Here is a 19,088-nt window from a genome sequence, read left to right as displayed (position 1 = left end):
ATAAAAGTATCCTTTTTCTATTTTACGGATTTTGTGAAAAGAGGTAGTATTTATTTATATAAGTATATTTGAGATTGTGGATCAAAAAGGAGTTCAGAGATGGTTAAAATTATGATTGTTGAAGATGATATGAAAATTGCGGAGTTATTATCAACATATGTTGCGAAATACGGTTACCAAGGAATTATTGTAACGGATTTTCAAAATGTGTTAGACATATTTTTAGAAGAACAACCGGAGTTAGTTTTATTAGATATTAATTTACCAAGTTTTGATGGTTACTATTGGTGTCGTCAAATTCGCGGGGTTTCCACATGTCCGATTTTATTTATTTCGGCCCGTGAAGGTACGATGGATCAAGTTATGGCGTTAGAAAATGGTGGCGATGATTTTATCCCGAAGCCGTTTCATTATGAAGTTGTAATGGCGAAAATTCGTAGTCATTTAAGACGTGCTTATGGAGACTATGCACCGAAACTAGAAGAACGAATGATTGAGCAACAAGGTCTTAGTTTATATCCCGAAAGACTTGTATTAAAACTTAGGAACCAAGAGATTGATATAACGAGAAACGAAGCCATTTTATTAGAGATGTTAATGAAAAACTATCCGCGTGTTGTGAGTAGGGAAGTATTATTAAATAAATTATGGGATAGTGAATCTTATGTTGATGATAATACATTAAGTGTAAATACAACACGTGTGCGTAAAAAGTTAAAAACGTTACAAATTGAAGGAGCAATTGAAACAATTCGTAGTGTTGGATATAGATTACATATTACTTGGGATAATGGTATGGAAAAATGATAAGGTTATTTATACGTGATCATATACCACTTATTTGTTTTACTGCGATCCAACTACTAGCCATATTCTTAGTTTATTGGTTTGATGGGCATAATCATATTTCAACGGCATTATATGCAATGTTTTTAGGTGCTTTTTTTATGGTAAGTTATTTAGTATTTCGTTATTTTACACATCGATCTTTTTATGAACGTTTAGCAAATCCGTTGCAATCTTTGGATGAATCTGTTCAAAAATCTGATTTTGCAGTTTTATCTACCGCTCTCCAAGATTTGCTCGAAGTACAATATCGACATTATCAAAATCAGCTCCAGTTACAAGAGAGGAAAAATAATGATCATTTAACCTTTATGAATCAGTGGATTCATCAAATGAAAACACCTTTATCTGTAATAGAATTAATTACACAAGATGAAGTGGATTCACGTTTTGAAAGTATTAATGAGGAAACAGATAGGTTAAAAAAGGGGTTAGAGATGGCACTGTATGTCGCACGTTTAGAAGCATTTACACAAGATTTTTATGTAGAAAGAGTACAACTACATAAAATAGTGAATGATTCCGTGCATGAACATAAACGCTTTTTTATCCGGAATTTCGTATATCCAGAGCTTGAAATTGATAAGGGGATTACTGTAGAAAGTGATGCGAAATGGTTACAATTTTTAATTGGACAAATTATATCGAATGCAATTAAATACTCATCAGGTAGTAGAGAAAAGATTAAAGTGAAAGCATGTAAGGAAGGTAATACAGTTGTACTTGAAATTACCGATAGTGGCGTAGGGATACCGAAGCAAGATTTACCAAGAGTATTTAAACCTTTCTTTACAGGAGAAAACGGTAGAGATTTTAAAGAATCAACAGGAATGGGATTATATCTTGTATATGAAATTACGAAACAATTAGGACATAGTGTAGGAATCCATTCAGAGGTTGGTAAAGGTACCGTTGTACGAATAATATTTTTTAATGTGTAAATAAGTGTTCTTGGCTAAAGAACTTTGGAGATAAGTTTTTTAGCCTTATTTTATCCCGCTTTAATGGGCAGTAAGACCCCCACCTCAAAATTCAGCGAAAGCAAAGAAGTTAGGGATCAACTGCCCATAAAAGTCCGATTGGTTCAACTAATAATCAGTGGGGGATGGAGAAAACCCCCGCTGATTAAAGTTTCACTTTATAGCGATTATATGAAATGGTAAAAGGTCATCTTAGTATGTATAATGACACGCTAATAAATACGATTGTTAAATTAGAAGGATTTAATAAAAAGCTGATAAATAGTTTTTGTAAGAAAAAAGCCACCCCTTTGAAAGAGATAGCTTCATGAATCCATCCTATGAATAAGTGTATCAACATTAATAAGTATAATGTTCGAATTCGTGATATGTTTTGTGGATTATAATAGAATTAGTCTTTTGTTTTTTCATGATACAGTATTGTAATTAAGTGAACAAACTTAATAATTTATATCCAATTAATCCTAAAATAATGATAGGAACCATCATTAAGAAAGAAGAAATTCGATTAGCATTAGAGCGTTCTAATACAAGAATCAAGATAATTCCGACTATCACTTCGGTATATCCAACAGGTAACATGTGACTATAGTCTTCAAAATTTAAAAGAATGTGAAGTCCATCCGTTACAAAAACTCCACTAATAAGTGCGCTTCCGAATTTATGAAGTGGATTTGTAGTATCTTTCCATAGAAAACCTGCAATTCCAAAGATAGTTCCTCCTATAAATGCACATACAATCCATACAGATATAAAATAAATAGAGTGAGCTACATTTTTAATAACTATTGCATAACCATAATAGCCTAATACCATACCGAGTAGTGCAAGGATACCAGAAAGTATAGCTGTACGCTTAGAATAACTAAAGCTAGCCACAAAAAAGGATGGAACTAACCAAACGCTTCCTAGATTAGCTAATGAATTCCAATGTCCTGGAAGTATACCTTGCCCTAATTTAGTTAGTATACCAACAATTATCCCTACTATAATCGGGATGAGAAAAATCCTTAAAAACATATTTAACTTTGTGATTTTTAATGTCCTGTCCATAAATTCAATCCTTACATTAATATTTTCTACAAACATATAATAGCTTATTACAGGTGGGTAATCAATAAAAATTTATCGAAAAACAATAAGTGATTATTGGATAGCGAATAACATTTTCTTTTTATCCTTTTCGGCAAAAAGACTCCATCTGATTTGTGTTACGGGTGAAACCCAACAATTCAGGTGGTGATGAATTGCTATCAGTCAATAGACCAAACACTTTTGTTTGGTTCATAATAATTTTTTGAGGGCGAATATCTGTTTCTTTTTGTCTTGCGATATAATCCGCCCTTAGATAAGGAGGGAATATATCGTAAGATAACGAAATTGGAGAATAATCATCATTCGGTTACTTGAGCCAAAAGGGATTACGGTGAAGACCCTGTTCACATTTTGTTCCATTTCGTTCCAAATATTGATTTGTCAAAAGTAATTAACAGTTACAAAATTTCTTGATAAAGATCCGATTCCAGTTTGGTCTAAGGATGATAGAACTCATTATTGTTTTAGCGGCAAACGGATTACTCGTGGTCTGTATCGAAGTAAATCAGGGAAATGTATTCACGCTGATATTAATGGTGCGTTGAATACATTGGAAAAATCAAAAGTTGTAGAATTAGATGACAATCTCAAAGTGAAAACGCCGATTATATTAGAAGTACAAAAACGTAAGGCTGTTGCTTTGCGCATAGCTTAGTGGGTGCGTCAACCATCCATGTGTACTCGACTTGTCGGGGCTTGTAGCACACGCCGGATTCATCTGAGTGGTGGCTTCTTCCATAAGGAAGAATTGCTCTTTTTCGAAAGGGTGGTGCAAGTGGGAAAACAATCGTTCGTTGCCAGTACCAACCAAAAACTTACTTGGGGTGTTACCATAAGGTGGCATGAATGCTAGAGCGTCAAACTGTCTAGCGATAGACGAAAAGACCTAGCGTTCTAACTCAAGCCCCCACTGAAAAGCTTCATCTCAGTGTGGGTAGTTGACTTATAATTTATTAGAAGGAGGGCTTTTTTGCTAGTTGTGAATGTTAGGGGGATTGAAATGAATATTCGTAAAATGAGATATTTCATAACAGTGGCAGAAGAATTAAACTTTAGTCGTGCAGCAGAACGTCTTATGATGGCACAACCTCCTTTAAGTCAAGAAATTCGTAAATTAGAAGAAGAATTAGGAGTTCAACTTTTTCATCGAACAAAAAGAATGGTTGAACTAACCAGTGCAGGGAAAATATTTTTAGAAGGTGCGCGACAAACGTTGCTTCAAGTAGATAGAACTATTAAAGAAACACAGCTTGCGGATGAAGGGAAGATAGGACATTTAATTATCGGTTTTGTCGATTCTACAGAAACCGTAATAGACATATTAAAAAAATTTCGAGAACGTTTTCCTAGAATACAGCTTATATTACGCGAGATGACAACAGACCAGCAAATAAAAGCGCTATATGAAAAACAAATTCATATTGGATTTATTCGTTCCAAGCAGAATAATGAAATATTAGTTTCCGAAGTTTGTTCTGAGGAATGTTTAAAATTAGTTTTGCATGAAGAGCATCCTTTAGTTTCATTACGTAACATTTCAATCAAATCATTAGTTGATGAACCATTTATTTTATTTCCTCGTCATTTCGGTACTAACTTTTATGATTTAATTATTAGTTACTTTTGGGAACATGGAGTAAGTTTAAATATTGTTCAAGAGGCGATCCAAATGCAAACTATTGTGAATTTAGTTGCAGCAGGAATGGGGATTTCTGTCGTTCCATCATCGGTGGAAAGCTATAAAAAATCGGGTGTCATGTATAAAGACATTCAAGAAAATACACCGAAAATAAATTTATATGTTGGATGGAGACAAGATGAAAAGTCTGTCGTATTAGAAAACTTCTTAACAGTTGTTAGAGAGGTTTATACGACTTCACAATTTGAATTTGAAAAGTAAAAGCCCATCTTGATAGGATGGGCAGTGGTAATTTGGAAAGGGAAACTTCTATTTTTATTTTAAAGTCACTGATGATTCAACCTGTTTTACCCGGATCGTACTCAGCGAAACCTTGTAGTATATTATCAATCTGATCCATAATTTCAGGTTGCAATTTAACACTAGAAGCAATTACGTTTTCTCTTATTTGCTCCGGGTTTGAAGCGCCAATAATTGCAGAGGAAACAGCTGGATTTTGTAGTACCCAAGCAACTGCGAGTTGTGGTAGGGTAAGATTAGTTTCTTGCGCGATGGGATTGAGTTTCTGAATTGCAGTGAGTACATCATCACTCATCCAACGTTGCACGAGTGTGTGGAAAAATGGTTTACCAGCATCTGAATTAGCACGCGATTGAGTCGGCAAGGGTTTACCAGGTTGATATTTTCCTGAGAGAATACCTTGTGCAAGGGGAGACCAAACAACTTGACCAAGCCCCTCACGTTGACATGTTGGTATTACATCAGTTTCAATAACACGCCACAACATCGAATATTGAGGTTGGCTAGCGATAAGTGGAATGTTCAATTCTCGTGCGAGTGCTGCACCGCGGGTAATTTGTTCTGATGTCCATTCACTTACGCCTAAGTAAAGGACTTTACCTTGTCTTACAAGATCAGCAAAAGCTAACATCGTTTCCTCAAGGGGAGTTGTTGAGTCAAATCTATGTGCATAATAGACATCAATGTAGTCTGTCTGCAACCGCTGTAACGATGCATTGCAATTTTCTATAATATGTTTTCTCGATAATCCACGATCATTTTTTCCAGGTCCGGTCGGATGGCATACTTTTGTACATAGTTCTATGCTTTCTCGTCGTATACCTTTCAAAGACCGGCCAAGTACTTCCTCGGCTATCGTGTCCGAATAAACATCAGCAGTATCGAACGTTGTAATTCCAACATCCAGTGCGGCTTTCACACAATCATTTGCAATATCTTCATTTACTTTCCCGCCATGGTTTATCCAGTTCCCATATGCAATCTTACTTACTGTTAATCCACTGTTTCCTAGTTTGCTAAATTCCATTGTAGAATCCCTCCTTAAAAATGATAACTTTATTATAAGAACTGAAATGTAGTATGTATAATATATAATTAATCATAAATTTATATAAAAATTATATAAGAGGGAGTACTTAGAAGTTTATTACTAGGGAAATCTAAAGAAATTAGTACAACAAATGTAATTTATGCTTGTTCAATATGAAGTTAAGAAATGATAAATAGACCTAGAAGACAGTAATCTTTATGACAGCACATATAATTGCATTTACTCATACCATACTAGTATGGTACAATATGGTTACTTATGACGGAAAGGATTGATGGGTGGACGATGATTAACTAATCTTATTTTTAAATGTTGAAATTAAATAAATTTCAATTTCTAAAAAATAGGATTAGTCTGCCCAATTTCCATACAACGGTATTGCTATTTATTATGCGTAATAGCTTATTTGGGTATAAATATGTTAACGACTAATCCTGCCAAAATAATTTGGGAGGATTTTTTTGTTCTCCCTTAATGAAAGGGATCGGTAATATGAAAGAAATTTTAAAATTAAATGATGTGTATGTTGAAATAATGGAAAATACTTTATTAGAGAAAATGAATGTTACAGTAAGACAAGGTGATGTTATCGGATTAATTGGTAAAAATGGTGCCGGTAAATCAACGTTACTTCAATTAATAAATGGGAAGATTGAGCCATCAAAAGGGAATGTTGAATGGCAGCAAATGAATATGACAACGGCATATGTTGAACAAGAAATAGAATCTTTTATTAGTAATGATATGATTGCAAAAGAAGCAGAACTTCTTGCGAAATGGGGCGTGCCAACGAACGATTTTCTTACTTTAAGTGGTGGTGAAAAGCTGAAAGTTCGACTAGCAAAAGGATTTGCCGAAAATCCTAATTTATTAATATTAGACGAACCGACAAATCATTTAGATGAGATGAGTACGGAATTTCTCATTAAGCAAATAAAAAATATGAAGGGTACAGTTATCGTTGTATCGCATGATCGATACTTTTTAGATGTTGTCGCAACTAGAATATGGTCAATTGAGGATAAGAAATTAATTGACCATATCGGTAATTATACGAGTTATATGAAAGCACGTGAGCATAAAAGAATGACGCAGCAACGTGAATATGAAAAACAACAAAAAAAGATAGAACAAGTAGAAACACATATAAAAGAATTAAGTTCATGGTCACAAAAGGCACACGCACAGTCTACAAAACAAGAAGGAGTTAAAGAGTTTTATCGTGTAAAAGCGAAGCGAATGGATGCGCAAGTGAAGTCAAAACGAAAACGTCTCGAAAAAGAGCTGGAGAAAACGAAAGTAGAACGTCTGAAAGAAGAGTATTCAGTGGAGTTCTCTATTCAAGCGAATAAAAAAGTAGGAAAACGCTTTTTAGAAGTAAAGAAATTAAAAAAAGACTTTCATGGAAAGACATTATTTGAAAACGTTAATTTTACAATCCAGCACGGTGAGAAGGTTGCGATTGTTGGACCAAACGGTAGCGGGAAAACAACATTACTGAAGATGATTATGGGAACGGAAACTGTACAAGGAGAAGTATGGATTTCACCATCTGCAAACATCGGTTATTTAACACAAGAAGTATTTGATTTACCACTGGATAAAACACCAGAAGATTTATTTTTTAAAGAGACATTTGAAGAAAGAGGAAAAGTCCAAAATTTAATGAAACATTTAGGATTCCAAGCTTCTCAATGGAAAGAGCCGATTGAGCATATGAGTATGGGGGAACGAGTAAAATGCAAGTTAATGGCTTATATTTTAGATGAAAAAGATGTACTTATTTTAGATGAACCGACGAATCACCTTGACCTCCCTTCACGTGAACAGCTTGAAAATACATTAGCTGAGTATAATGGAACACTCGTTATAGTTTCTCACGATCGATATTTTCTAGAGAAAACAACTAACACGAAACTCGTGTTTTCAAATAATACAATACAAAAGCAGCTAGAGGAACCTATTAAAACAAGAGATGATATTGAAGAGCTACGTTTAACGTTAGAAACAGAGCGACAAGAAGTATTAGGTAAATTAAGTTTCTTAACTTCTAACGATAAAGAATATAAAGAACTTGATGCACGATTTATAGAACTTACGAAGCAGATTAAGGCGCTTTAATATAATTAAGGGGGATTAACATGGGAGAAGAGAGTTCGACTAATTTATTTAGAATAGACTGTGGAGATATATACTTGCAAGAGTTTACTATCAAAGATGCGGAGAGTATTTATAAAATATCGAATCAACCGGAAATAGAACAGTTTTTACCAGACTGGAAATCAACGAAAGAACAAAGGATTGACTGGGTTATTAATGATGAAATACCAGCAAATAAAGCATTTCTTAATGCAGTGAAAAATACATGTAACATAGATGATCATATATTAAAGCTAGGAATATTTAATAAAGATACAAATGAATTTATTGGATGGTGCTGCACAAGCATTAAAGAAGAACTCCCTTCACCAAATAGAGAAATAATATATGCTATTTCAAGCGAGTATCAAAGCAATGGTTACGCTACGAAAGCGACTAAAGGATTAATTGATTATTTGTTTAAAAATACAAATGTAGATGTCCTCAACGCAATTGCTTTAATTAACAACGTACCATCAAATAAAGTTATTGAAAAATGTGGATTTACTTATTTGAGCCAACAGACGATAGAAAACCAACTATATAATCATTATTTATTAAGCAAATCAGAGTGGATAAAAAATATTGTTCTTTAAAAGGAGTTATAATGGAATGAAATGATTTTAAAAAAGCTTAGAGCTAAAACTCTGAGCTTTTTTATGTATTATTTACTTTTGGATTATACTTATGAATTATAAGTTATTATTCATCGTTTTGAAGTTCTATAGTTATTCTTTATAATATATTTTATGTTGCTAATAAAGAATACAAGGAATACAGCAACTTTTAATGATGATAATCGTTTCTTAAACCCACTTTTATTTATATATTTAATAGGCTTACAAGGTGTCCTGGCAACCAGAAATAAGTAGTATTGTATTTTATACTACTATATAGATGTTATAAGATGAATAATCGTTAATTATAGTTTGAAAACAGGTTTGTTATCAGTTTTTTCAGAAACCTTACAAGCGTGTAAGATAAATGAAAGATGAATCAATATGTGCTATAAGACAATTCATTTACACTATATTGTGAGAAGTGCAAATGAAGGGAGAATATAAATGGAAATTCTACATGCAAAAAGTATTAGTAAAGTATATAAAGGGAAAGTACCTTTTAAAGCATTGGTAGATATTGATTTATCACTTCAAGAAGGTGAATTTATAGGGATTATGGGGCCATCAGGGAGCGGGAAAACAACGTTATTAAATATGGTATCTACTATCGACTCTCCAACATCGGGAGAAATATTAATAAATGGTACAAATCCTTTCCAGTTGACATCAGATAATTTGGCTTTATTCCGTAGGAAACAATTAGGATTTGTTTTTCAATCATTTAATTTACTTAGCACACTTACAGTAAAGGAAAATATCGTATTGCCGATGACATTAGATGGTGTTTCTGTACAAGAAATGAACAAACGAGTTGAAGAAATTGCAGAGAAATTAAATATTACAGATATATTGAGTAAAAGAACTTTTGAAATTTCAGGGGGGCAAGCTCAAAGAACAGCAATTGCTCGTGCAATTGTTCATAAGCCGCAATTATTACTTGCAGATGAACCAACAGGGAATTTAGACTCTAAATCTTCAAATGATGTAATGGAGATGCTAGATACTTTAAATAAAGAAGAAAAAGCTACGATGATGTTAGTTACACATGATCCGTATGCAGCGAGTTTTTGCAGCAGAGTCATATTTATTAAAGATGGTCAACTATATAACGAAATTTATTGTGGTGAAAGTAGGCAAGCATTTTATCAAAAGATTATGGATGTCCTTTCTTTGTTAGGAGGGAAAAGGCATGACTTTTCGTCAGTTCGCATTTAATAATATTTTTCGCAATAAGCGTACATATGCAGCTCATTTTTTAAGTAGTGCATTTTCTATTATGATTTTCTTTACGTATGCTCTTTTATTATTTCATCCTGATTTACAAGGTGAGTTGAAATCGACAAGTGCAACAATAAGTGCATTTGGTACATTGGGATTTTCAGTTTCGCAAGGCTTGATTTTTGTATTTTCATTTTTCTTCATTCTATATTCAGTTAGTTCATTTTTAAAAACGCGTAAGAAAGAATTTGGGATATTAATGATGCAAGGTATGTCAATGAGACAGCTTAAGAAATTATTATTAATTGAAAATATGTTGATTGGACTTGGCTCAATTTGTATAGGAATTCTCATTGGACTCGTATTTTCTAAACTAGTTTTATTGATAAGCGCAAGTGTATTAATGATTAGTAATGGTTTGCCTTTTTATATACCAGTGCAGGCTGTATTATTAACAGTCATCACATTTCTTTTATTATTTTTAATTGTTTCGCTCGTTACATTTAAAATGATAAAAGTAACAGAACTTGTGGAACTTATACAAGCAGAGGAAAAGCCAAAGCCAGAACCGAAAGCATCAATTTTATTATCGCTACTTTCTTTAATTAGTATAGGGTATGGATATTTTTCAGTATTTCGCTTTATCCCAAGTACTAATTTTATTACGCTTGGAATAGGGGTGCTCCTAGTAATTATAGGAACGTACTTTTTATATACACAGTGTAGCGTTTATATATTGCACCTTGCGAAAAGGAGAGAATCTTTCTTTTTAAAGAGAACAAATATATTAACATTTTCTGAATTAATTTACCGTATGAAAGATAATGCAACGATGTTTTTTATAGTATCTATTGTTTCAGCAGTTGCATTTACAGCGATTGGTACAACAGCTGCAATTGGAAATAGGGATTTGGTAAGGATGACAAATCCGTATACATTTTTGTATGGAAGTTTTGAAAACGACAAAGTATTAAATAAAAATCTTTCTATTATAAAAAAACACCTTTCTGATGCTAATATTCCGTATCGAATGGCTTCATCTTCATATATATACACGGAAAATGGTGTAGATGTAATGAAGTTAAGTGAATATAACGATCTTGCTAAAGCACTAGGCTATCAACAAGAAACAATAGAAAAAGAAGATGAAATTTTATTAATTCCTGGAGTCGTATCACAAAAACAAGAATTTAAAAATGGCGAGTATAAAAAGAATATAGAAGTCATTCAAGGAGATTGGACAAAGACATTTCATGTGAAAAAAGCTGTAGAAAATTTAGTTTTACCACATGATTCTAGAACTATTTATATCGCTGTTAAAGATCAGGTATATGATGGAATCCCTCTTACTAGTGACCCAGTTAATAAAGACATTCAATATCGTACTTACGGATTTGTTGTAGACGATTGGATGAAAACAAAGGGAATTTCAAACGAATTAATTAGTAGATTTGAGAAAGATACTAGAGTAGGTAATTTTCAATTTCGGGCTTTAACTATAGATTTGTTAAGTGCAAAGCAAACGAATGGATTATTACTTATGGCAAGTGTTTTAGTCGGAATCGTCTTCTTCACATTCGCTGCTAGTTTTATTTATTTCCGATTATATACTGATTTGGATCGCGATCAACAGCAATATAAAATGATTTCGAAAATGGGATTAAGTAAACGAGAATTAAAAAAAATTGTAACGAGACAGTTATTATTAATGTTCTTCTTACCGATTGTTGTTGCAGTGATTCATACTGTAGTCGCTTATACGGCATTACAGCAATTAGTCGATTTTTCTATAATTAATAGCTCCATCGTTATTTTAATTTCATTTATATGTATACAAGTATTATATTTCTTTATAACCCGTTGGCGTTACCTGCAAAAGCTTTATAAGGTTATGGAGCAATAGAGTTTATTAGCTTGTAAGACTACATTAAAGTATGTGGAAAAAATGAACTGTATGATGAAAGGAAACGCGATGAAAAGAACTTTAACTATTTTTATGTTAACAATACTACTATTAATAAGTTTTAGTGCATGTTCTAAAAAGGAGAATCCATTTCCTGCAAACGGTTTATTAATCATTGGAAATGAAAATAAAATTTCACCAATTATTAATCGTTATCAAGAAATTACGAAAGAAAATGAAGTGTTTTCTGTGAAAACAGGTACTTATGGAAACGGACAGGTATTAATTTTAAATGAGTCTACAGCACAAGCATTGATTAAAGCTAAAGTTTTCCGTAAACGAGATAATGGCTCCAATTTTATGCCTGTAAATACGTTACCGAAATTCCCAAAAGAGGGTTCTCTACTGTTTGCACAAGAAGACGAAAAGACTTTGAAAAGTATTAAATTAGAAGGAAACGAGGTTCCTGTCATATACAATAGTGACGTTTGGATAGGTAACAAGCGTAATTATCCAACGCAATGGTATGTGATTGTATCCAAAAATAATATATATAAGGAAATAAAAGCAAATGAAACAAAAATGCATCTTCTTCAATTAAAAAAATCTTTAGGTGACGAAAAACCTAAAATGTCGACAGATAATACATTGGTTAATGAAAATGTAAAAGTAAGAAAGCTAATTAAAGATTTTGAGGGAGAAGTATCAGTTCAGTTTTTAACGATTGAAGAAAAATCTTAAAAAAGAGTTCAAGGTTGATAAAGTTTCTATCAACCTTGAACTCTTTTTAGTTATAGACCATTCAGATAACATAGTTTACATGACTTCATTTAATCGAGTCTCGCTCGTTTCTTCAATCGCATTTGAATGTTGAACCGAACCATTTTGAGATTCCTTTTCTTTACGAAATTTCTGTAACATTTCTAAAATCATCCATAAAGGTACACCTTTGTCTTTTAGCATTTTCCATAAGTCTAATTCGCTAAATTTATGATCCGCTTGTTTCATTTCTTGTTCAGATGTACGAATATCAAATTTGATTAGATCATTAGATTTCTTATCTTCATGCTTAGTAGAAGAGATAGTATTATGCTCAAGATTAGATGGGGTTATTTTAGAAGGTTGAGCTAATGTATGAATGTTTAATCCGACTTGCATGCTTTTTTCCTCCTTTTCAAGCAATGAAATTAGTTTTCTTATGATTTTTAAATCCATTTAACATGAGGAAACTATATTTAATTATAAATTCAAATAATCAGATTTACAAGTTGTGTTATGAAAAGTAAATGCTTACTTGAATTAATATTTATCAACATTTGTATATGTTTTCTATATATACAACGTATATAAAATACTTTACATTATGTTTAAGTTGCAAACTAATTTTGTGTTTTTTTTTTCAAAGATAAATGTAAACGTTTTATTGAGGGGGAGAAAGTATGGGGAAATTATTTTTAAAAGTATGTTTTTTCGCATTAGTGACTGTTTGTTCATTCGCAGCGAAAACAACATACGCTGAAGAGAGACAACAAAATAATTATCCTATCATTTTAGTGAATGGATTTGCTGGATGGGGTAGAGAGGAAATGCTAGGGGTAAAATATTGGGGTGGTGTTCATGATATACAAGAAGATTTAAAAAGAAATGGTTATACAGTACATACTGCAGCTGTTGGACCAGTTTCTAGTAACTGGGATCGTGCATGTGAATTATATGCGCAAATTAACGGTGGAATAGTAGACTACGGTGCGGCACATGCTGAGAAACATGGACATAATCGTTTTGGTAGAACTTATAGTGGATTTGCACCGAATTGGAGTGAAACAAATAAAGTTCATTTAGTTGGGCATAGCATGGGTGGACAAACGACAAGAACATTAGTGCAATTATTAAAAGAAGGAAGTTATGAAGAAAAAGATTATGTGAAAAATCATCCGAACACAAAGATATCACCACTATTTGAAGGTGGCAAATCGTATGTTCATAGTGTTACAACTTTAGCAACTCCTCATAACGGTACAACACTCGCGGACGGAAGTCTTCTGTTGCCGTTCGTTAAAGATTTACTCATTACAGCTGCAAGTTTAGGTGGAAACAATAATTTATCATTATATGATTTTAAATTGGATCAATGGGGTATAAAAAAGAATGCCGGAGAGTCCTTTTTCCAATATACTGATCGTATTTTAAATAGTTCAATTTGGGAAAATACAAAAGATATAAGTCAATGGGATTTAAGTACTGATGGAGCAAAGGAGTTAAATAATTGGGTAAAGACGCAATCGGATGTATATTACTTATCTTATAGTGGACATGCATCGCAAGCAGCACCAATAACAGGTTTACAGTTACCTCATATAACGATGAATAAAGTGTTAATGGGTAATGCATTTTTCTTAGGTTCCTATGCAAGATATGAAGAGAATCGAACATTAATAGATACTTCTTGGTGGCAAAATGACGGTGTAGTAAATACAAATTCTATGATTGCGCCTTCGTCTAATATTGCTGCAAATGATAATGAGTCTTTACAGGTTGGAAAATGGAATCATATCGAAACGAAAGCAAATTGGGACCATCTTGATATGGTAGGATTAAGCGTTTCAGACACGTTAGGTTTTTCTAATATTCAAGAGTTTTATAGAACAATTGCAGAAAAATTATCACGGTTACCGAAATAGATAATAATAAAGCGCTCTCGATGGAATTCGAGGGCGCTTTATATTATATTGAAAGAGGGATTTGGTAGAAAAATATGGGGGGATATTATGAAAATTCAAGTGGTATTATCAGGGTATGGGACAGTTGGTAAAGAATTTATTAAATTATTAAACGAAAAATATTTATATATAAATGAAACATATGGAATTGACTTAGTTGTTAGTGGAGTGATAGGAAGAAATATTGCAATACATAACGGGAAAGGTTTGCAGATTAATGATTTATTAACGTATGGTGAAGGTTCTGCTGCAATTGAAAAATATATCGAACATTATCCAGAGGAACGCGGAACGATTAATATAAATGGTACTGTATTGGTTGAATCAACTGCTACAAATCTTAAAAATGGAAATCCAGGGAAACAGTATATGAAACAAGCTATTGAAAATCAAATGGATATAGTAGCTATTTCAAAAGGTGCACTTGTTACAGCTTGGAGTGAACTGAATACAGCAGCACGTATTTCAGGCTCACGCATTCGATATAGCGGTGCAACTGCCGCTGCGTTACCGACATTAGACATTGGACAACTAAGTTTAGCAGGTTGCCATATTGAAAAAATAGAAGGAATATTGAACGGGACAACAAATTATATTCTTACAAAGATGCATGAAGAATATAAGACGTTTGAAGAAGCATTGCAAGAAGCACAAAATAAAGGAATTGCGGAGACTAACCCGTTATTAGATATAAGCGGGATGGATAGCGCTTGTAAATTATTACTTTTGACGAATAGTTTAATGGGAAACAATTATTCACTCAAAGATATAAAAATAAACGGAATAGAGCACGTTACAACGCAACAAATTCAAAATGCAAAGGAACAAAATAAATCAATTAAATTAATTGCATCAGCATATAAAGATGATAATGGAAAAGTAAACCTTAGTGTACAACCTTGTAATTTAGAGAAAGAACATCCGTTAGCAAATATAAATGGCACGGAAAAAGGAATTACGTTCTTTACAGATACAATGGGACAAGTCACTACAATTGGTGGAGCTTCTAATCCACGCGGAGCTGCAGCTGCTGCTTTAAAAGATGTAATCAATTTATATCGAAATGATTTATAGGCTTTATAACCGTACCGCTATTAATAAAAAATACATATGTAGTGGACCTTTTGAGAATGAAATAAATATGCAAAAATAATTGCAGGGGGTAAGAAATTGTTTAAAGATTTTAAAGTTGTAAAAGATCGTCCCGTTTATATTCAATTAAAGGATTATTTAAAAAAGATGATTATGAAAGGGCATTTGTTGGGGGACCAAAAAATCCCATCAACAAGGGAACTAAGTGAATTATTATCAGTGAGCAGAAATACAGTACTCTCTGCATATGCGGATTTAGAACAAGAAGGACTCATTTATGCAGTTAAAGGAAAAGGAAATTTCGTTGCGAAGGTGGATATAAGTAACACCTCGTCTGTTGAAATAGATTGGAAAAATAAACTTAATAAAGTTACCACATTAGCGGATGAATTAGACTTAATGAAGCATGGAGTTCGCTGGGAAAAAGGAATGATTGTTTTTAATAGTATAGCCCCGGACGAAAAGCTATTTGATGTTGAAAATTTCAAAAGAGCTTTTCTTACACGTATGTCCATTGAAGGGGATATCGTATTGAACTACGGATATGCAAAAGGTTATAGACCGTTAATGAATCATTTACTTCATTACATGGAAATGAAAGGTGTAGATATTTCGAACAAAGATATTCTAATTACAAATGGATTTACAGAAGGATTAGATATTGTGTTATCTTCTTTATCGAAGAAATCAGGGCGTGTTATTTGTGAGAACCCAACTCACCATGCTGCATTGAAGCTTTTTCGTTTACATGGACTTGAAGTTCATGGAATTAATATGAATGATGATGGTATTGATACGAATGAAGTAGAAAAAAGTTTGCGTGAAAAGGATTTTGATTTCGCGTATTTAATCCCTTCTTATCATAATCCAACTGGTATTGTTACGAGTTCGGAGAAAAGAACGGAATTGATGAGGTTATTTTCAAAATACAAGATCCCTATTATAGAGGATGGGTTTAATGAAGAATTACGTTATTCGGGTTCACATTTATCGCCATTATTAACTTTTGCAGGGGCTGGTAATAATGTGATTTATATTAGTAGCTTTTCAAAAGTACTTTTCCCTGGTTTACGTGTAGGTTGGATCATTGCAGATAAAGAACTGATACATTATTTAGAAAGTGTTAAAAGAGCCAGAACCATTCACACATCTACGTTAGATCAAGCTGTTCTGTTTCAATATTTACATGAAGGATATTTTGAAAAATATTTAAAAAAAGCAAGATCTGTTTATAAGAAAAAATATGAGTTAGCTGTTGGGGCGTGTAATCAGTACATTCCGTTTAAAAGAATGACTGGAGACGGTGGACTTCATTTGTTTATAGAGTTGGAAGAAAAAATTCAAGCCCGCACACTTTTACAAAAGTGTTATGAGAAAGGAGTTACGTTTTCTCCTGGAGATGTTTTTTACTCTGATGGAGGAGGAGCGAACACATTCCGATTAGGATTTTCACGTTTGAAAGAACAGGAAATTGTTAGCGGGATTCAAATAATTGGTGAAACTTTAAAAAATGAAACTTGGAGTTGAGAAAATGAGAATTGGCGTTATTATGGGAGGAGTATCCTCTGAAAAACAAGTATCAATTATGACTGGGAATGAAATGATTGCACATTTAGATAAGAGTAAATATGAAATCGTTCCAATTACGTTAAATGAAAAAATGGATTTAATTGAAAAAGCGAAAGACATTGATTTTGCATTGCTAGCATTACACGGAAAGTACGGAGAAGATGGTACAGTTCAAGGGACGCTAGAGAGTTTAGGTATTCCTTATAGCGGTAGCAATATGTTATCTAGCGGTATATGTATGGACAAAAATATTTCGAAAAAGATTTTGCGTTATGAAGGAGTAGAGACACCAGATTGGATTGAACTTACAAAAATGGAGGATCTAAAGCTTGAGGAGTTAGATAAATTAGGATTTCCGTTAGTGGTAAAACCAAACTCTGGCGGCTCAAGTGTTGGAGTTAAGATTGTCTATGATAAAAATGAATTAATCTCTATGCTAGAAACTGTATTCGAATGGGATTCTGAAGTAGTAATTGAGAAGTATATAAAAGGTGACGAGATTACATGTTCAATTTTTGATGGGCAACAGTTACCTATCATTTCGATTCGACATGCTGCTGTGTTCTTTGACTACAATGCAAAATATGATGATACTAGTACAGTTGAAGAAGTTATCGAACTTCCAGCTGAAATAAAGGAACGTGTAAATAAAGCGTCACTGGCTTGTTATAAAGCATTAAAATGTAGTGTTTATGCAAGGGTTGATATGATGGTGAAGGAAGGAATTCCATATGTAATGGAAGTTAATACATTACCAGGGATGACACAATCAAGTTTACTGCCAAAAAGTGCGGAAGCAGCGGGAATTAATTATAGCAAACTATTAGATATGATAATTGAAACTTCATTAAAAGTAAGGAAAGAAGAAGGTTTTTAAGGTAGTTATATAATTAATTCTTTTGACAGTTCCACGAATTATGCTATGATAATTACAATACGACAACTAAATATTTATCCACTAGGGGGGCCTTTTATAGGCTGAGATCAGATGAAATTTTGAGACTCTTAGTACCTGATCTGGTTAATGCCAGCGTAGGGAAGTGGGAAAGACGTTGCTATTTAACGAATAAATACTGTCAATTTCACTTTCTTTACGCCTGTAAAGAAAGTTTTTTTATTTTACAGCTTTAATAATTGTGGATAAATACGTATATTTTTTACATTATTTGGAGGGATTTAAATGACTTTTTCACAATCATTACGTAAAGAAGTAGATTCAATTTGGGAAGCAAGTTTTAACCATCCTTTTGTAAAAAAACTAGGCGAAGGAACATTAGATTTAGCTAGTTTTCGATATTATGTGCTTCAAGATTCTTATTATTTGAGTCATTTTGCTAGAGTACAAACGTTAGGTGCTGCAAAGGCTCTTGAATTAGAAACGACAGCTCGTATGGCACGCCATGCACAAAATACGTATGAAGCTGAGTTATCATTACATGAGAATTTCGCAAAGAAATTAGGGATTACAAAAGAAGAAAAAGATAATTTTATTCCTGCGCCAACTGCATACGCTTATACATCTCATATGTATCGCGCAGCTTATGAAGGGCATTTAGGAGATATTATTGCGGCTATTTTACCTTGTTATTGGTTATATTATGAAATCGGTGAACGATTAAAAGAATGTCAACCAGAAGAGCCAATTTATCAAGAATGGATTTCTGCATATGGATCTGATTGGTTCCGTACTCTAGTAGAAGAGCAAATCACACGATTAGATACGATCGCTGAAAAGGTAACAGAGGCAGACCGTAATCGTATGAGACAACATTTTATTTTTAGTAGTCAATATGAATATTCATTTTGGGAAATGGCATATACATTAGAAAAATGGCCGGTGAATGAAGAAGTTAAAGGTGTTATTTAATTAAGAGTATATAAAAGGTATCGCTATATAAAGAGGCGATACCCTTTAT

Annotated in this window: 16 protein-coding genes, 2 pseudogenes and 1 riboswitch; of the genes and pseudogenes, 15 read left to right on the top strand and 3 right to left on the bottom strand. The window is 33.0% G+C overall.

Annotated features, from left to right (window positions below; genetic code table 11):
• Positions 1-99: 99 nt before the first annotated feature.
• Entirely contained in the window at positions 100-807 is a 708-nt protein-coding gene (locus tag NSS97_RS14110) for a response regulator transcription factor (protein WP_002127681.1), read from the top strand.
• Positions 804-1,787 (top strand): ATP-binding protein, encoded by a 984-nt coding sequence (locus NSS97_RS14105; RefSeq protein ID WP_107886820.1) that lies wholly within the window; start codon positions 804-806, stop codon positions 1,785-1,787. The genes NSS97_RS14110 and NSS97_RS14105 overlap by 4 nt, the downstream gene beginning before the upstream one ends.
• Positions 1,788-2,252: 465 nt before the next feature.
• Here the strand turns inward: NSS97_RS14105 and NSS97_RS14100 are convergent, their stop codons facing one another.
• On the bottom strand, positions 2,253-2,879 hold the full coding sequence (locus NSS97_RS14100) for a DUF6518 family protein (protein WP_000376267.1): 627 nt from the start codon (positions 2,877-2,879) through the stop codon (positions 2,253-2,255).
• Positions 2,880-3,222: 343 nt separating this feature from the next.
• Here NSS97_RS14100 and NSS97_RS30505 point away from each other — a divergent pair.
• The 3 genes and pseudogenes from NSS97_RS30505 to NSS97_RS14090 form a co-directional block, all read left to right on the top strand.
• Positions 3,223-3,326: pseudogene (locus tag NSS97_RS30505) on the top strand (IS200/IS605 family transposase); the annotation flags it as partial.
• Between the two features lies 1 nt (position 3,327).
• A pseudogene (locus NSS97_RS14095) lies at positions 3,328-3,576 on the top strand (RNA-guided endonuclease TnpB family protein); the annotation flags it as partial.
• A gap of 345 nt (positions 3,577-3,921) precedes the next feature.
• A complete protein-coding gene (locus NSS97_RS14090) occupies positions 3,922-4,821 on the top strand; it encodes a LysR substrate-binding domain-containing protein (RefSeq protein ID WP_341113010.1) in 900 nt (299 codons plus the stop codon).
• Positions 4,822-4,897: 76 nt separating this feature from the next.
• Here the strand turns inward: NSS97_RS14090 and NSS97_RS14085 are convergent, their stop codons facing one another.
• Entirely contained in the window at positions 4,898-5,887 is a 990-nt protein-coding gene (locus NSS97_RS14085; RefSeq protein ID WP_107886822.1) for an aldo/keto reductase, read from the bottom strand.
• Between the two features lie 516 nt (positions 5,888-6,403).
• Between NSS97_RS14085 and abc-f the strand changes: the two genes are divergently transcribed.
• The 5 genes from abc-f (at position 6,404) to NSS97_RS14060 (ending at position 12,532) form a co-directional block, all read left to right on the top strand.
• Complete coding sequence (gene abc-f, locus NSS97_RS14080; protein ID WP_107886913.1) at positions 6,404-8,032, top strand: ribosomal protection-like ABC-F family protein; 1,629 nt, start codon at positions 6,404-6,406, stop codon at positions 8,030-8,032.
• A gap of 20 nt (positions 8,033-8,052) precedes the next feature.
• Positions 8,053-8,646 (top strand): GNAT family N-acetyltransferase, encoded by a 594-nt coding sequence (locus NSS97_RS14075; protein ID WP_341113006.1) that lies wholly within the window; start codon positions 8,053-8,055, stop codon positions 8,644-8,646.
• Positions 8,647-9,114: 468 nt separating this feature from the next.
• Entirely contained in the window at positions 9,115-9,885 is a 771-nt protein-coding gene (locus tag NSS97_RS14070; RefSeq protein ID WP_341113003.1) for an ABC transporter ATP-binding protein, read from the top strand.
• On the top strand, positions 9,860-11,791 hold the full coding sequence (locus NSS97_RS14065; protein WP_002168255.1) for an ABC transporter permease: 1,932 nt from the start codon (positions 9,860-9,862) through the stop codon (positions 11,789-11,791). The genes NSS97_RS14070 and NSS97_RS14065 overlap by 26 nt, the downstream gene beginning before the upstream one ends.
• Positions 11,792-11,860: 69 nt before the next feature.
• A complete protein-coding gene (locus tag NSS97_RS14060) occupies positions 11,861-12,532 on the top strand; it encodes a lipoprotein BA_5634 family protein (protein ID WP_107886914.1) in 672 nt (223 codons plus the stop codon).
• Positions 12,533-12,607: 75 nt separating this feature from the next.
• On the opposite strand, the gene NSS97_RS14055 is transcribed toward NSS97_RS14060, so the two are convergent.
• Positions 12,608-12,949 carry a DUF3914 domain-containing protein gene (locus NSS97_RS14055; protein WP_002127670.1) on the bottom strand — a complete coding sequence of 114 codons (342 nt, stop codon included), beginning with the start codon at positions 12,947-12,949 and terminating at the stop codon, positions 12,608-12,610.
• 281 nt (positions 12,950-13,230) lie between these two features.
• Here NSS97_RS14055 and NSS97_RS14050 point away from each other — a divergent pair, with 281 nt between their 5' ends.
• The 5 genes from NSS97_RS14050 (at position 13,231) to tenA (ending at position 19,039) form a co-directional block, all read left to right on the top strand.
• Positions 13,231-14,472, top strand: a complete 1,242-nt coding sequence (locus NSS97_RS14050; protein WP_044444383.1) for an esterase/lipase family protein — start codon at positions 13,231-13,233, stop codon at positions 14,470-14,472.
• An 87-nt stretch (positions 14,473-14,559) separates the two neighbouring features.
• Complete coding sequence (locus NSS97_RS14045) at positions 14,560-15,585, top strand: homoserine dehydrogenase (protein ID WP_107886825.1); 1,026 nt, start codon at positions 14,560-14,562, stop codon at positions 15,583-15,585.
• Positions 15,586-15,681: 96 nt separating this feature from the next.
• A complete protein-coding gene (pdxR, locus tag NSS97_RS14040; RefSeq protein ID WP_341113000.1) occupies positions 15,682-17,130 on the top strand; it encodes a MocR-like pyridoxine biosynthesis transcription factor PdxR in 1,449 nt (482 codons plus the stop codon).
• A gap of 4 nt (positions 17,131-17,134) precedes the next feature.
• The gene (gene ddlB, locus NSS97_RS14035) at positions 17,135-18,049 is read left to right on the top strand and encodes a D-alanine--D-alanine ligase (RefSeq protein ID WP_002013134.1); all 915 of its coding nucleotides are present in this window, start codon (positions 17,135-17,137) and stop codon (positions 18,047-18,049) included.
• Positions 18,050-18,122: 73 nt separating this feature from the next.
• Positions 18,123-18,228, top strand: a riboswitch (TPP riboswitch).
• 124 nt (positions 18,229-18,352) lie between these two features.
• Positions 18,353-19,039 (top strand): thiaminase II, encoded by a 687-nt coding sequence (tenA, locus tag NSS97_RS14030; protein ID WP_341112998.1) that lies wholly within the window; start codon positions 18,353-18,355, stop codon positions 19,037-19,039.
• The last annotated feature ends 49 nt before the right edge of the window (positions 19,040-19,088 follow it).

The organism is Bacillus sp. FSL R12-0074 (assembly GCF_038005725.1).
Taxonomy (GTDB): Bacteria; Bacillota; Bacilli; order Bacillales; family Bacillaceae_G; genus Bacillus_A; species Bacillus_A mycoides.
The sequence above is the reverse complement of the archived record's forward strand: the minus strand, read 5'-3'. Positions and strand labels throughout refer to the sequence as shown.